The organism is Salinicola aestuarinus, assembly GCF_003206645.1.
GTDB lineage: Bacteria > Pseudomonadota > Gammaproteobacteria > Pseudomonadales > Halomonadaceae > Salinicola > Salinicola aestuarinus.
Map to the genome: position 1 here is coordinate 615,664 of NZ_PZJP01000005.1, position 15,136 is coordinate 630,799.

The window sequence follows — 15,136 nt, forward strand, 5'->3', positions numbered from 1 at the left end:
TCACTTCGGACAAATCACGCTATGCTTAGGCCCGCATGCCCCGGCATGTAAACCTTCCCTTCGGCATAGCGGCATCGCGAACAGGCAAGACGACCCATGGAACTAAGAGAGTGGCTCATCATCCTGGGGCTGGTTTTGGTAGCGACCATCGTGATCGATGGCTTTCGTCGCCTACAGCGCCAACGTCGCGTACCGCGACTCGACCGCGCGACCACTGACGCCGCTGAGGCCGAGGGGGACGCCGTCGACTCCGACGCGCAGGATACGGAAGAGCAGGCCCGCGAGGCCGAAATGAATTGGGAACTTCCCAATGGCGGCGCTCGTGTCGTGCGCGCGGCGACGTTCGAGCGTAGCCAGGACGCCATGGAGCCGGTCCGGCCGACCGAGCCGAAACGCCAGGAGCGGATCCCGGAAGCGTCTCTTCAGAGCAGCATTCTCGATCGCCGCTCTCGCTCGTCGTTTGCCAACATGCAGGCGAACGTCAAAAGCGCGATGCGCGCCGGGGCCAAGCGCATGAGCGAGTCCGCACAGCGCCTCGGCCAGAAGCGTGACGATATCGAGCATGACGACGAGGCGATTCACGAAGAACCGCGGCTCGCCGGCTTCGAGGCCGACGTCGAGCCCGACACCCGGGCGGCGGACGCCGAGCGGCTGCGGATCGAGACGCTGACACCGGTGGATCTCGATCCCGACCAGATCGGCGACGAGCAGCCAGCCCGGTCCGCGGCCGATACGCGGGGCGACACGGGCGTCCGGTCCGAGTCCCTCGAGGCGCCTGCCGCCGATGACGCGCCCGCCCGTCGCGATGACGTGGTCACGCCTCATCCGGTGGTCGAGCGCGCCAAGCGCCACCATGTCAACGCGGCACGAGCGCGCGAAACGCTGGCGGATGCAGAAGAGATCATCGTCATCAGCGTGCTGGCGCGCAGCGAGGAAGGTTTCGACGGCACTACGCTGCTCAAACTGATGCTCGCATGCGGTCTGCGATTCAGCGAAATGGGGATTTTCCACCGTTTCGAGACCGAAGAGAGCGATAGCCAGCTCCAGTTCTCGATGGTCAACGTGCTCAAGCCCGGCGTCTTCGACCTGGACAAGATGGACGAGATCGTCACCCCCGGGGTGAGCTTCTTGATGCCTCTGCCCGGTGCCAATGACACCTCGGTGGCCTTCGAGGCGATGCTCGAGACTGCGATGGTGCTGGTGCGCCATCTGGGCGGTGAGCTCAAGGACGAGAATCACAGCGTGATGACCGCCCAGACGATCGAGTTCGCCCGTCAGCGCGTTCAGGATTTCGAACGTCGTCATCGGCTGCATCGCTACCAAGCCAACTGATTGCGCCCGCCAGGCGGGTGAATCGGAAACGACGGGGCCTTCGGGCCCCGTTGTCGTTTGTGCTGGGGGCGCCGCCGGGTCCGGGCCTCGCCCTTGGCAGCGTCGGTCCCACCGATGACCTCCTCGTGATCGGCGCGGCGCCCGCCATCCGCTACAATCGCTCTCTGTCAGAAACTCCTCTTCGCGATACCGCGAGCCTTTCTTTCACGCGATCGAATCGAGCGCCATGAGTCAGATTTCCGAAGCGGCCCGCCAGCGGGCGGAGACGCTGCACCGGCAGTTGGATGATGCCAACTATCACTACTATGTCGAAGATGATCCCCGTCTCACCGATATCGAGTACGACACGCTGCTGCGCGAACTCCAGCAGCTCGAGGCCCAGTACCCTGACCTCGTGACGCCGGAGTCACCGACCCAGCGGGTCGGTGCTGCCCCTGCCGACCGCTTCGAGGAAGTGAGTCACGCGGTTCCCATGCTGTCGCTCGATAACGCCTTCGATGAGGAGGAGTTGCGGGCCTTCGTCAAGCGCGCCGCGGACAAGCTCGAGAGCGAGGCGTCCGAGGTCACATTCTGCTGCGAGCCCAAGCTCGACGGTCTTGCCGTCTCGCTGATCTATGAAAACGGCCGTCTGGTGCGCGGCGCGACGCGCGGCGACGGTCGCAGCGGCGAGGACGTCACGCTCAACCTGCGCACCGTTCACTCGATCCCGCTGAAACTTCGTGGCGATGCCATTCCTGAGCTGATCGAAGTCCGAGGCGAGGTCTACATGCGTCACTCCGGCTTCGAGGCGTTGAACGACCGCGCCCGGGCGAGTGGCGACAAGGTCTTTGCCAACCCTCGCAACGCGGCCGCCGGTAGCCTGCGCCAGCTCGACTCGAGCATCGCCGCCCAGCGGCCACTGGAGTTCTGCGCCTATCAGGTTGCCCGGCTCGAGGGGGACGACGTCGCACGCTCGCATTCGGATTATCTCGCGCGGCTGCGCACGCTCGGTTTTCGTACCAGTCCGCTGCTTGACGTGGTCACCGGCGACGAAGGCGTTATCGAATTCTGTCGGCGCCTGGGCGAGCAGCGCGATTCGCTCGACTACGACATCGACGGCGCGGTGATCAAGATCGACAGCCTGCGTGCCCAGCGCGAACTCGGCTTTGTCTCGCGCGCCCCGCGCTGGGCGATCTCGCTGAAATATCCCGCCCAGGAGCAGACCACCACGCTCAACGACGTCGCCTTCCAAGTCGGCCGGGTGGGGACGCTGACGCCGGTGGCCAAGCTCGAACCGGTGCAGGTGGCGGGGGTCACGGTGTCCAACGCGTCACTGCACAATATGGACGAGATCGCCCGGCTCGACGTGCGCATCGGCGATACCGTCATCGTGCGGCGTGCCGGTGACGTCATCCCGCAGATCGTCGGCGTGGTCGAGTCGCAGCGGCCCGAGCACACACGCACCATTGAGCTACCCGAGGCCTGCCCCGTCTGCGGCTCCGCCGTCGAACGCCTCGACAACGAGGTTGCCGCGCGCTGTGCCGGCGGTCTCTATTGCCCGGCGCAGCGCAAGGAGGCGCTCAAGCATTTCGCCAGCCGACGCGCGCTGGATATCGACGGTCTGGGTGAGAAGCTGATCGATCTGCTGGTCGAGCGTGACTGGGTCCAGACGCCGGCGGATCTTTTCCGGCTCGAGACCGAAAGCCTCGCCGAGCTGCCCCGACTGGCGCAGAAGTCGGCCAGCAATCTGGTCAACGCCCTCGACGCCGCCAAACAGACCACGCTGGCACGATTCATCTACGCCATCGGTATCCGCGAGGTGGGCGAGACCACGGCGGCCAATCTGGCGCGCCACTTCGGCACGCTGGAGGCACTCCGCGGCGCCGAGCTGCCGGCGCTGGAGGCGGTCAATGACGTGGGTCCGGTGGTCGCTCGTCACGTGCATACGTTTTTCCGCCAGGCGCATAACCAGGAGACGCTGGACGATCTGATTCGTGTCGGTGTGACCTGGGAAGAAGAGGCGGTCGCCGATCGCCCACAGCCGCTAGAAGGCCAGACCTGGGTGCTCACCGGCACACTCGAGGAGATGACTCGGGACGAGGGCAAGGCACGCCTGCAGGCGCTGGGTGCCAAGGTGGCCGGCAGCGTCTCCAAGAAGACCGCTACCGTCGTCGCCGGCCCCGGTGCCGGCAGCAAGCTCGACAAGGCCGAGTCACTCGGCGTCGAGGTGATCGACGAGGCGACCTTTATCGCACGTCTGACCGAATGGGAGTCCTGACATGAGCCGCTTCATCGACGTACCGCACGCCATGCTGCCCGCCGACACGCTGGACGCGCTGCTCGAGGTCTTCGTCACCCGGCAGGGCTATGACACCACGGACGTCGTCACCGACATGCACGACTGGGTGCGTGAGCTCCGACGCCAGCTCGAGCGGGGCGAGCTGCTGATCGTCCACGATCTGCAGACAGAACTCACCGAAGTGATGACACTCACCCAGTGGAAGAGCTTCGGGCGTCAGATTGGCGACGACGAGGAGGAGGGCGACTGATGCCCTCAGTCACGGCGGCCAGGCGGGCAGTCGATGCCAGACTTCAACGACAAACGGCGCCCCGTTCCTGAACGGGGCGCCGTTGTTGGCAGCAGCGGTCTTGCCGGCCGAGTCGAGCCGTCAGGCGAAGAAGATCGGCACCAGAATGCTCGAGATCAGCAGGATCAGCGCGCCGCCGAGCCGCGAGGAGATCTGGGCGAACGGCATCAGCTGCATGCGTTTCGCCGCCGATAGCACCGCGACGTCGCCGGTGCCGCCCATGTTCGCCATGCACAGCCCCGCCGTGATCGCGGATTCGATCGGGTAGAAGCCGACCAGCTTGCCGACCAGACCGGCACCGAAAGCCGCACCGGCGACCACGGCGAAGACGATCATGACGTAGGTGATCGAGATCGCATCGATGACCTGCCCCAGGTCCGTGTAGGCGATGCCGATGCCGAAGAGCAGCGCGAAGGTCCAGTTCTTGGCCACGAACTGGAACCACTGAGCGGCGGACTCGTTGATCGACTCCGGGACCACGTTGGCGATCTTGAGCGCGGCGACCAGAACGATCATCAACGCATAGGGATGCAGCGGGATGACGCTGCCCAGGATCTCGCCGCCGACGAAGAAGGTGAGCGCCGCGATCACGCCAATCCCCAGCTTGGAAAGATCGGGTTTGGTCTCCCGCTCTTCGATCTCGACGCCGGGCATCATCTGGCCATTGCCGGTCAGGCTCGGCACCCGATTGGCCAGACCGTTGAGCAACCCGGCGATGATGATCGCAAAGACGTTACCCAGCGCCAGCGCCGGTACCAGGATCGAGATGTAGTAGCTCGCCGGCTGGCCGAGGAGCTGCTCGTAGATCTGGCTCATCGGCACCGCACCGGCGCCCATGCCGCCGCCCATGATCGGCAGCGTAATGACGACGACCGCGTCCTGGGGCGAGAAACCCATGACGTAGCCCACGGCGACGGCAAACAGCGCTGCGAACAGCACCGCGCAGGTCAGCGGCAGGGCATAGCGTGAGCCGACCTTGACCAGCACCTTGGAATCCATGCCCAGAATGCTGCCGGTGATCAGCGCCGCGATGTAGAAATTCAGAAAGCCGCCGCCTTTCATGAACTGGGTCACGTTGTCCACGACACTCGTCGGCAGCCACTGCAGATAGACCAGCGCCGCGGAGCCGAAGATGGAGAGGATCGCCCCGCCGCCCAGGTAGGTCTTGACGATCGGCAGCCGATCGCCGATGAAGCCGAACAGCTCGCCTAACAGCATCATCACCAGCAGGGCGCCGATCATGCCGGTCGGTAGCGTTTCCGTGATCATCGACAGGATGAGGACAGCGGAGGCGATCGCAAACAGGGGGAAAGGGATACCGAAAATCGGCGTCGCCAGCCAGTGGCGTCGGTCGGCCGATTCGGCGTGCGCACGAGGCGACACGGATGAAGTCATGATTGGCTCCCCGAAGGTGAGCGCCCGGTGGGCGGTGGACGAAAGTGTGCCGCGAACGGCTGGTCGCCGAGGATAAAAGGGGAGCCGGCTGAGCCAAATTTTCCCAACTTAATTAAGTCTTTAGAAACTATTGAAAGCAGCGCGAGATGGCGCTGCACAAACCCTTGAGCGTCGGAATACCACGTTGGTCTAAGCCGCAGGATTTTTGCCCGCTGCGATTCGCCACGTGCATCGGCGGGACTCGGCGCCGATCCCGGCGCGAGTCAGAAGCGAAATCGGTGCCAGTCAGAGAGAAACTCGAGGCGAGCCGGCGTCCACGCTGCGCGAAGCCTGGGTGCCATGAGCCGGCCAACCGGGGCAACGAGTCCGTGTGATAGGCGTGATTTCGATGGCACGGTATGCTGCGCCCACTTCGCCGATCCTGACCATCGATGCCTTGTCTTGAGGGCCCATGAAACGCTTACGCCTGAGCGCCCAGATATTCCTCCTCGTCGCCAGCATGATCGTGCTGACGCTGGGAACGGCGTTTCTGATTTTCGACTACCAGCTCGGCGAGAGCGTCGAGCGGGCTCAGGCCAAGCGGGTCCAGGGGTTGGCGAGCGTCATCGCGACCCGACGCGATGTACGCGATGCGCTGGCGGCAGCGCCGATCGTGCGCGATCCGGGCTCTTCGCTGCGTCGTGACATCGAATCGCTGCGCGAGCGGCTCGGCGTCGACTTCATCACGGTGATGGATCGTGATCATCTGCGCCTGACGCATCCCGACCCCGACGCGGTGGGCCAGCGATTTCGCGGCGGCGACGAGGACCCTGCCCTCGACGGTGAGTCCTACGTGTCGCGGGCACCGGGTACGCTGGGGCTCAGCCTGCGCGGCTTCTCGTCCGTGCGCGGCGAGGACGGCAGCATCCTGGGGGCGGTCGCCACGGGCGTGACCCTGAGCCGACTGGGACTGCTGGTCGCCGAAAATCGCCAGATCGGCCTGCTCGGGGTCTTCTTGCTGACGATCGTCGGCGGGATTGGCGCGGGCTGGCTCTCGCGTTACATCAAACGCGTGCTGCTGGGCTTCGAGCCGCATCAGATATCGCATTGGGTGCAGGAGCGTCAGGCGGTGATGGCCTCGCTGCACGAGGGGGTGCTGGCCGTCGGTGCGGACGGCGAGCTCACCCTGATCAATCCGGCAGCGCAACGACTACTGGGTGTCGACGCCACCGGTTCGGTCCCGCAACAGACCCTCGACACCCTGTTCGGCGACGACTCGCTCGTCCGTGACCGACGGCTGACGCTCAACGGTCGGGCGCTGGTCGTCAACCGAGCAACGATTCGCCACGCGGGAGAGGGCGTGGGGGGTAGCGTGGTGACGCTTCGCGACCGCAGCGAAGTGAATCGTCTGGCGGAGGAGCTGACCGGTGTCAGCCGCTATGCTCAGGCGCTGCGAGCCTCGACCCACGAGTTCAAGAATCGTCTCCACGTCATTCTCGGCCTGGTCCAGTTGCGCGATCTCGACCGGCTGGAGCGCTACCTGCGCGAGCTCGACAGCACCCTGATCGCCCCCGCGGCGGAGCGGGTCGAGAAGGTGCGAGATCCGGTACTCGCAGGCTATCTGCTCGCCAAGGGAAGCGAAGCGCGGGAGCGTCGTATCGAGCTTGAGATCGAGCTCGAGACTCCCTTGCCCGCGGCGGCGGAAGAGGAGGTGTGCCATCTGCTGGTGACGATCATCGGCAACCTGCTCGAGAACGCCTTCGAGGCACTGGCCGGGCGTGAGTCGCGGCGGGTCACGCTCACCCTTGCGCTCGATGCCGATGCGCTGTCGCTGCATGTGGCCGACAGCGGCGCGGGAATGAGCGCCGAGCAGTGCGCCCGCGTGCTGTCGCAGGGCGTGTCGACCAAGGGCGAGGGGCGGGGGTTCGGCCTCGCCATGGTCAAGACCCATATCGAATCCCGCGGCGGCACGCTCGCCCTCTACTCGACGCCGGGGCGTGGCACCCTGGTCGAAGTGACACTGCCCTACACCGCGACCGTTAACCCGGTAACCGACGGAGTGACCTGAGCGAGATGAGCATGCGTGTACTGGTGGTGGAAGACGATCCGATGGTGATGCGACTCAACGTCGAATTTCTCAATCGCGTCGATGGTGTGAGCCTGGTCGCCCAGTGCGAGGATCTGTCGACCGCCCGCGACGTCCTGGCCCGCGACGCCGTGGATCTCCTGCTGCTGGATGTCTATCTGCGCGACCAGAACGGACTGACGCTGGTCCGCGAGCTTCGCCGTCAGGCCCGTGATGTGCAGATCGTGCTGATCACTGCCGCCTCCGAGATCGATACGGTCCGCGAGGCCAAGCATCTGGGCGTCGCCGACTATCTGGTCAAGCCGTTCGACTTCGCCCGCTTTCGCGAAGCGCTCGGCCAGTGTCTCGACACCCACCATCGACTCTCGGGGTTGCCGGCGCGGGCGCACCAGCGCGACGTCGATGCGCTGTTCCGGCGCGACGCCGGGGCGCCGGCGCGCCCGGGCGATCTGCCCAAGGGACTGACGCAAAATTCTCTCGCCCAGGTCGCGCGGGCGGCCGTCGTTCACGCCGGCGATATCTTCACCACCGAAACGCTGAGTGAAGAGAGCGGCATGTCGCGGGTATCGGTTCGCAAGTACCTCAAGCACCTGGTGGATCGCGGCCTGCTCGAGGAGTCCTTTCACTACGGCCAGATTGGCCGCCCCTCGTTCACCTACCGCTGTCTGGATATCGCCGCTCTCGAATACATCGGCCATTAGCGCACACGCGGCCTGTGCCGCTACTGACCGCGGATCAACTCGGCGATCAGGCGCCGGCCGGGGTGGAGGTGATCGACCAGCGCCCGTGGCAGCGGCAGCGGCTCCGCGTGAATCCGCGACGCGATCAGCTCGGCGCAGAGCGGTGCGCTCACCATGCCCCGCGAACCGTGGGCGGCGCTGACCCACACCCCTGGATAGTGCGCCCCCGGCGTCGAGAAGCGTCGGCGGGCATCCTTGGCGAGGGCGGCGTAGTCCTCTCGCCACTGCGCCGCCATCGGCAGCGGCCCGGCGTAGGGCGTCTTGTCCGGACTCGCCGCGCGGACGGCCGCGCGACCGTCGAGGCTTGCCGGATCGATGTCGCCGAGCGCCTCGGCGAGCGCCGGGGCCGTGCGCGCGAGCTCTTCCAGATTGCGCCGATGATCCGCCTCCGTCACCGCGGTATCGGCGTCGTTGGGGTGGAAGGTCGCGCCAAAGGTGAGCGTGCGGTGTCGCGGCGGCAGTACATAACCCTCGGCGCAGAGCACCCGGTTGAGCGCCGGCAGCGCGTCCCGCTCGAGCATCGATACCTGGCCGCGAATCGGCTGCAGGGGCAGGCCATCGAGCCAGGCGGCACTGGCGGGACCGGCGGTGATCACTATCTGATCCACGGTGAGGTCACCGTCGCTCAATTCGAGTTGCCAGCCGTCGCCGTGCGCGTGGTATCCCGCGAGCGAGGCCTGGCGCAGCGTCACGTTCGGCGTGTCGGCCAGGCGTCGGCAGAGCGCGCCCGGGTCGACCCAGCCGGCGCTGCCATAGTGCAGGGCGTCGTTCTCCACCGCGATGCCTGCCAGGCGTGACGCGTCAGCCGTGTTGCAGGCAGCAACGACGCTCGGCGGCAGGCCGTAGTGGTCGAGAAATCGTCGCTGGCGCCGGTTTTCCCGCTCGTGGGGCGCGAGGGCCAGCAGCCCGCAGTCGGACCAGAACGTGCGCTCGGGATCGAGCGTCGAGAGCCAGCGATGCGCATGCTGCAGGGCCGCCAGATAGAAAAGACTCTGCCGGTTCGGCTCGGCGGCGAGTTTGACGTAAAGCGCCGCCTGCGGATTCCCGGAGGCGCCGCCGGCGATGCCTTTCGGGTCGATTAGCGTTACCTGGCTGCCCCGTCGGGCCAGCGCTTCGGCCATGCTCGTGCCGGCGATGCCCGCGCCGATCACCGCGATGTGGGCAGCTCGGCGTGTCGCCGGTGGGGTGAACCAGGGCGTCGCGGCGCGAGCCTCGTCGTCGGGTGCCGAGGCCAGCGACCCGCAGAGCATCTCGCGCTTGCGGCCGAACCCCGGCACCTTGCGCCAGCTAAAACCGGCTTCGGCCAGTCCGCGGCGAACGAATCCCGCACAGGTGAAGGTCGCGAACGTCGTCTCGCCATGGCTGGCGCTCGCCATGGCGTGAAACAGCCCGGCGTGCCACATGTCCGGATTCTTGGCGGGGGCGAAGCCATCCAGAAACCAGGCGTCGACCTGGCCTTCCAGCGCGCTGAGCGACTCGGCGGCGTCGCCGATGTGCAGATCGAGCGTGACGCGGGGGTCGAGTCGAAGCCGATGAATGCCCGCGACGGCGTCCGGCCACTGGGCGATGAGCGTCTCGGCGCGGGGGGCGAGATCCGGCCAGCTCTGCCAGATGCGAGCGAGCGCTTCGCGCGTCATCGGATGCTTTTCGGTCGAGACCAGGTGCAGCCGTGCCGACGGTGGCGCGTTGTCGGTGAAGCATGCCCAGGCGAGCAGCATGTTGAGCCCGGTACCGAAGCCCGTTTCGCCGACGACGAACGGTCGCGCCGACTGCCAGGCACCAAACCGCTCGGCCAGCCGGTTGTGGGCGAGGAAGACGAAGCGACTCTCTTCCCGGCCATCGTGGCGAGAAAAGTAGACGTCGTCGTAGCGCGCGGAGAAGGGGGCCTCGCGGTCCTCCGCATCCCGTCGCCACTCCAGTTCAGCGGGCTCGACGGTCAGCGCCGGGGTGCCGGTATCGGCGTCGGTCTGGGCAGGGCGGGACGGGGTATCGGACATGCGGTAGCGTCTCGGCGGGGGTTCAAAAATTGATCAATTGGCGCCAGTCGGCGTGATGTCGGCGGCTCGTCCAGACGTCCGCGGGATCTCAACAGTGTTATCCACAGCCACTGTGCAAAACCCGATGGCGATCTCATCGCTGGGATCTGCCCCTGTGATGGATTGGGCCTGTGATGGATTGAACATGCGGTGGATCGGCCGTTGCGCGGCAGATACCCGGCGCGCGACACCGCGCGCCGGGGGGAACTCAAGGCAGGACGTGCTTGAACGGTTTGACGATGACGTCCGCATAGACCCCGGCGGCAACGTACGGGTCGGCGTCGGCCCAGGCTTTGGCCGCCTCCAGGGAGTCGAACTCGGCCACGACCAGGCTGCCGGTGAAGCCGGCGTCGCCCGGGTCTGCGCTGTCGGTGGCGGGCAGCGGACCGGCAAGCACCAGACGCGCCTCGTCGCGCAGGCGTTCGAGCCTTGCCAGGTGTTCCGGGCGCGCCGTCTTGCGCTTGTCGAGACTCTCCTCGACGTCCTGACTCATGATGGCATACAGCATCAGCGATTCTCCTCGGTGGGGGAGCGGGAAAGGTGACGGGCCAGGTAAAGCGCCTGTCCCACCACGAACAGTAGCGTCAGACCCAGCATGCCGAACAGCTTGAAGTCGACCCAGGTGGCCTCGCTGTAATGGGTGAAGACGTAGACATTGAGGGCGGCCATCGCAAAAAAGAAGGCGACCCAGGCAAGATTGAGCCGCCGCCAGGCCGCTGCCGGCAGCGTCACCGCCTTGCCCATCATGCGTTGGGTCAGGGTCAGTCCGCCAAATAGCGGCGAGAGCAGAAAGGCGATGCCGAAGGCCGCGTTGACCACGGTCGGCTTCCACTGGATGAACGCCGGGTTATTGAAGGCCACGGTTGCCCCGGCGGACGCCAGGACGATGATCGAGGTCACCAGCAGCGTCTTCTCGATGCGCCGCTGGCGCCACCAGGTGATGGCAAGCTGGGCGAGCGTTGCCGGTATCAGCACCAGCGTGGCGGTGATGATGTCGCCCGTGAAGTGGTACACCGCGAAGAAGATCGCGATCGGGAGAAAGTCGAACAGCAGCTTCATGGGCGGAGCGCTCTGAGGGAACTGGCAGGATGTTAAGCGGGGTGTCGATTGACCGGGTCTGTCGCGACCCTCACCATTGGTGGCCTATTCTGACAAAGACGCCATGCGGCGTCATGCGCATGCCCACCGAAACCTCGCACCGCCCGGGTGACCCTATCAGCGACCCCTTATCATCGCCGCTCGCCGAGACCCTCGACGTCGCCGCCGGCGTGGACCTGCACATGCACTCGCGCGCCTCCGATGGCAAGCTCACGCCGACCGAGCTTGTGGATCTCTGCCACGTCCGCGGAATCCGACACATGGCGTTGACCGACCACGACACGCTCGACGGCGTGGCCGAGGCGAGCGAGCGCGCCCGCTCTCTGGGTCTCAAGCTGCTGCCGGCGGCAGAGCTGTCGTGTCAGTGGCGCGGGCAGGGCATTCATATCGTGGCGATGCTGCCTGCCGGGGTCTCCGAGGGCTTTACCGCGGGCCTTGGCGTGCTGGCCAATGCGCGCAAGGCCCGCAGCCGAGAGATCGCCCATCGGCTCGAAAAGATCGGTCTCGAGGATGGGCTGGCACGAGCCCGGCATGAAGCCGGCAGCGAGCGTCCGCTCGGGCGGCCGGACTTCGCCGCCGCGCTGGTGACGGCGGGTCTGGTGCCGGATATGCCGACGGCATTCAAACGCTATCTGGGCGCGGGCAAGCGCGGCGACGTCAAGATGCACTGGCCGGAACTCGCAACCGTCGTCGGCTGGATTCGCGACAGTGGCGGCGTCGCCGTCATCGCGCACCCGTTGCGCTACGGCATGACCCGACGAAAGCGCGATCTACTGTTCACGGCGTTCATCGAGGCCGGTGGCGAGGCCGCAGAGCTGGTCAGCGGTTACCAGAATCCGAACGCGACGTTCGATTTTGCTCGCCAGCTCCATTTTCACGGCCTTTATGGCTCCCTCGGCAGCGATTTTCACTATCCCGGCGGGGCGCTGGCGCCGGGCACGATCAGCCCGCCGCCGCGGTCGCACGTCGTCCCGGTGTGGCGTCACCCGGCACTGGCCGATTTCGCCACGGGCGGCAGCGCACCATCTGTTACGCTCTGACCCCGGGGCAATGTCGATCGCCAGCCGAAAGCGTTGAGAGTGAGAGACACTTCCCCATCGACGAGCGAACGTCTCGCTTCAGGAGGCCAATATGACCCAGTTTTTCCAGATTCACGCGCAGAACCCGCAGAAGCGCCTGATCGATCAGTCGATCGCTATCCTGCAGAAGGGGGGCGTGATCGCCTATCCCACCGACTCCGGCTATGCGCTTGGCTGCCGTCTCGGCGAAAAGAAGGCCGTGGAGAAGATCAAGTGGCTGCGCGAGCTCGATGACCGCCACAACTTCACCCTCGTCTGCTCGGATCTCTCGGAGATCGGCACCTACGCCAAGGTCGACAACAGCGTCTTTCGCCTGCTGAAGTCCCACACGCCCGGGGCGTATACCTTCATCCTCAATGCCACCAACGAAGTGCCCCGGCTGCTGCTGCATCCCAAGCGTCGCTCGATCGGCGTGCGCGTGCCGGACCACAAGATCACGCATGCGCTGCTGGATGCGCTGGGCGAGCCGCTGATGAGCGTGACGCTGATTCCGGTTGGTGAAGCGTTACCGATGACCGATGCCGAGGAGATCCGGGATCGCTACGGCGCCCATCTGGACCTGATCATCGACGGCGGCGCCTGCCATCTCGAACCCACCACGGTGGTCGACCTGCGCGAGACGCCGCCGACGGTCGTCCGCGAGGGCCGCGGCGACACGGCGGCCTTCCTGTAAACCAGAGCCGGCGCCAGTGGCGCCGGTTTCCTGTGGGTCAGGTCAACACCTGATCCGCTATTGCGCCTCGAGCGGTTTCGCCCAGGCCTCCAGGTCGGCGTCGCTCCAGCTGCCATAGCTGGCGTTGGGGAACATGATCCAGTCGTCGCCGAAGTGCGCTGCCTGATCGACGACCTGCCGCTGCTGGCTCGCGAGATCGGCGTGGTGGAAATCGCGCGAGAAATCCGCGAGCGAATCCCCCAGTTGCAGCACCAGGTCGTAATCCTTCTCGATCGCGGCTCGGCGTTCGCCTTTCGAGGGCCCGAGGAGCCGGACCTGCGCGTCACTGACCTGCGGGAGTCTCAGCGCGTCGAGCGTCGCCAGCGTTCCTGCCTTGTTCTCTTCGTAGCGATCGGAAACGTAGAAGATGGTCACGTCATGCGCGTCGGCGTAATCGAGGAACGCGCGGGCGCCCGGGATCAGCCGCGGATGGCCCTCCTGCTCCCAGGTCTTCCAGGTATCCCAGCGGGTGAAGTCGTGACAGGCCTGCATGTCGCGCACCAGAAGCGCGCTGTTATCGATCACCGTCTCATCGAGGTCGGTCATGATCGCGAGGTTGTTCGCTTCCGGCCGTTCGGCGAGTGTCTGCGCCAGACGCGCGGTGGCAAGAGCGTAGCTCTGCCGCTGCAGGGCCTGGATCTCGGCCGACTGCTGCTGATAGCGCAGCGCCATCGCGTAGTCCTGCGGCGGGCAGTCGGTTGACGGCGTCGGGGTATCGGCAAGGGCGAGGCTGCTGGCGCCCAGCGTCAGCATGCCGGCGAGCAGCGTGCCGGTGAGGGACGGCCCGGAGAGCGTTCGGGGTTTCATTGGATTATGGGTGACGACAGACATGAGTTCCCCTTTTGTCGTTAGGCAATGAACGAACGCCGGTCGTAGCGTAGCGTTATCGGTAACCGGCTTTTTTATTATTAAATGTTATTGAACAGGTGGTCAATAAAAGCGCGCGCACGCCGAGGCTTGCCCGGGCGCTAGCGCTGTCCGGTCACGGCGCCGGTGTAAGGGGGGCGACGTGGCGGCGGCCACGTCGGTTTACGTGCGGCTGGCACAGGTTGCACCAGGTGTCATCGAGAGGCGCTGTCAGCCAACTTCGGGCAGGGCAGAAGGCGTGGCGGGAAACGGCGAGCGTCGCTTACCGAGCCCCGTTGCTCTGGGGGTCATCGTGACCGGCAGCCTCGCTGTCGTCATCACCCGAAGCACGGCCATCCGTATCGCCGGCCTTCTCCTGATCGTCGTCTTTCTCGGGCGTGGGGGCGTGGGGGTCGGGCGTGTTCTCGTCGAGCCAGGTCCCGCAGAAGCGGCAGTACTTGGCGTCCTGCTCGTGCCCTTCATGACCGCAGCCGGGGCAGGCTTCTTCGGAGTAGCGGTCCTCGCGGATTGAGCGGATCACTTCGGCGGAGAAGACGCCGGTGGGAACGGCCAGGATCGAGTAGCCGAGAATCATCATCAGCGCCGAGATGAACTGGCCCACCGGCGTGATGGGCGCAATATCGCCGTAGCCTACCGTGGTCAGGGTGACGATCGCCCAGTACATCGAGCGGGGCATGCTGGTGAAACCGGCTTCCGACGGCTCGATCATGTAGATAAGGGCGCCGAAGATGGTAATAATCAACAGCACCGTGATGAGAAAGAGCATGACCTTGCGCTGACTGCGTCGAAGCGCCTGCACCAGAAGCCGTCCCTCGCCGACGAACTCCATCAGTCGCAGCACGCGAAAGACCCGCAGCACCCGCAGTACCCGCAGGACGAGCAACGACTGCGCGCTGGGCAGGACGAGCCCGAGCCAGGTCGGCAGGATCGCGATCAGATCGAGGATGCCGTAGAAGCTCTTGAGATAGGTGAGCGGGCGCTCCAGACAGTAGAGGCGAAGCGCGAGTTCGAGTGTGAAGATGAGCGTGAAGCCCCACTCCAGGAGGTAGAACCACTCTCCATAGCGCGCGTGCAGGTGCGGGACGCTGTCGATGAATACGACCAGTACGCTCAGCAGAATCAGGCTGATCAGCGCGATATCGAAGCCCTTGGCGAGCGGGGTGTCCGATTCGAAGATGACCTGAAACAGTTTTTTGCGAAATGCGGATTCCCCGGATTGCATGGCTGGCTGGGCTCGTGGGTTGT

General features: G+C 65.6%; 13 protein-coding genes. 7 read left to right on the forward strand and 6 right to left on the reverse strand.

Annotated features, from left to right (window positions below; genetic code table 11):
- Positions 1–96: 96 nt before the first annotated feature.
- The 3 genes from zipA (at position 97) to DOM41_RS08150 (ending at position 3,860) form a co-directional block, all read left to right on the forward strand.
- Positions 97–1,332 carry a cell division protein ZipA gene (zipA, locus tag DOM41_RS08140; protein ID WP_110686322.1) on the forward strand — a complete coding sequence of 412 codons (1,236 nt, stop codon included), beginning with the start codon at positions 97–99 and terminating at the stop codon, positions 1,330–1,332.
- A gap of 226 nt (positions 1,333–1,558) precedes the next feature.
- Positions 1,559–3,589: an NAD-dependent DNA ligase LigA gene (ligA, locus tag DOM41_RS08145; RefSeq protein ID WP_110686323.1), complete on the forward strand. Its 2,031-nt coding sequence runs from the start codon at positions 1,559–1,561 to the stop codon at positions 3,587–3,589.
- Position 3,590: 1 nt separating this feature from the next.
- A complete protein-coding gene (locus DOM41_RS08150; RefSeq protein ID WP_110686324.1) occupies positions 3,591–3,860 on the forward strand; it encodes a YheU family protein in 270 nt (89 codons plus the stop codon).
- 120 nt (positions 3,861–3,980) lie between these two features.
- On the opposite strand, the gene DOM41_RS08155 is transcribed toward DOM41_RS08150, so the two are convergent.
- Complete coding sequence (locus tag DOM41_RS08155) at positions 3,981–5,294, reverse strand: 2-hydroxycarboxylate transporter family protein (protein WP_110686325.1); 1,314 nt, start codon at positions 5,292–5,294, stop codon at positions 3,981–3,983.
- A gap of 451 nt (positions 5,295–5,745) precedes the next feature.
- Between DOM41_RS08155 and DOM41_RS08160 the strand changes: the two genes are divergently transcribed.
- Both DOM41_RS08160 and DOM41_RS08165 read left to right on the forward strand, forming a co-directional pair.
- Positions 5,746–7,341 (forward strand): ATP-binding protein, encoded by a 1,596-nt coding sequence (locus DOM41_RS08160; protein ID WP_110686326.1) that lies wholly within the window; start codon positions 5,746–5,748, stop codon positions 7,339–7,341.
- 5 nt (positions 7,342–7,346) lie between these two features.
- Positions 7,347–8,060, forward strand: a complete 714-nt coding sequence (locus DOM41_RS08165; RefSeq protein WP_342588147.1) for a response regulator — start codon at positions 7,347–7,349, stop codon at positions 8,058–8,060.
- A 20-nt stretch (positions 8,061–8,080) separates the two neighbouring features.
- Here the strand turns inward: DOM41_RS08165 and mnmC are convergent, their stop codons facing one another.
- The 3 genes from mnmC to DOM41_RS08180 form a co-directional block, all read right to left on the reverse strand.
- Positions 8,081–10,096 carry a bifunctional tRNA (5-methylaminomethyl-2-thiouridine)(34)-methyltransferase MnmC2/FAD-dependent 5-carboxymethylaminomethyl-2-thiouridine(34) oxidoreductase MnmC1 gene (gene mnmC / locus DOM41_RS08170; protein ID WP_110686328.1) on the reverse strand — a complete coding sequence of 672 codons (2,016 nt, stop codon included), beginning with the start codon at positions 10,094–10,096 and terminating at the stop codon, positions 8,081–8,083.
- Between the two features lie 247 nt (positions 10,097–10,343).
- Positions 10,344–10,643 (reverse strand): YciI family protein, encoded by a 300-nt coding sequence (locus DOM41_RS08175; RefSeq protein ID WP_110686329.1) that lies wholly within the window; start codon positions 10,641–10,643, stop codon positions 10,344–10,346.
- Positions 10,643–11,194 (reverse strand): septation protein A, encoded by a 552-nt coding sequence (locus DOM41_RS08180; RefSeq protein WP_110686330.1) that lies wholly within the window; start codon positions 11,192–11,194, stop codon positions 10,643–10,645. The genes DOM41_RS08175 and DOM41_RS08180 overlap by 1 nt, the downstream gene beginning before the upstream one ends.
- A 119-nt stretch (positions 11,195–11,313) precedes the next feature.
- On the opposite strand from DOM41_RS08180, the gene DOM41_RS08185 reads away from it, so the two are divergent.
- Positions 11,314–12,273 (forward strand): PHP domain-containing protein, encoded by a 960-nt coding sequence (locus DOM41_RS08185; RefSeq protein WP_110686657.1) that lies wholly within the window; start codon positions 11,314–11,316, stop codon positions 12,271–12,273.
- Positions 12,274–12,364: 91 nt separating this feature from the next.
- Positions 12,365–12,985 carry an L-threonylcarbamoyladenylate synthase gene (locus tag DOM41_RS08190; RefSeq protein ID WP_110686331.1) on the forward strand — a complete coding sequence of 207 codons (621 nt, stop codon included), beginning with the start codon at positions 12,365–12,367 and terminating at the stop codon, positions 12,983–12,985.
- Between the two features lie 57 nt (positions 12,986–13,042).
- Here the strand turns inward: DOM41_RS08190 and DOM41_RS08195 are convergent, their stop codons facing one another.
- Together DOM41_RS08195 and DOM41_RS08200 are read right to left on the reverse strand one after the other, a co-directional pair.
- On the reverse strand, positions 13,043–13,855 hold the full coding sequence (locus DOM41_RS08195) for a 5'-nucleotidase, lipoprotein e(P4) family (RefSeq protein WP_245391777.1): 813 nt from the start codon (positions 13,853–13,855) through the stop codon (positions 13,043–13,045).
- A 298-nt stretch (positions 13,856–14,153) separates the two neighbouring features.
- Entirely contained in the window at positions 14,154–15,113 is a 960-nt protein-coding gene (locus DOM41_RS08200) for an ion transporter (RefSeq protein ID WP_110686332.1), read from the reverse strand.
- Positions 15,114–15,136: the final 23 nt, after the last annotated feature.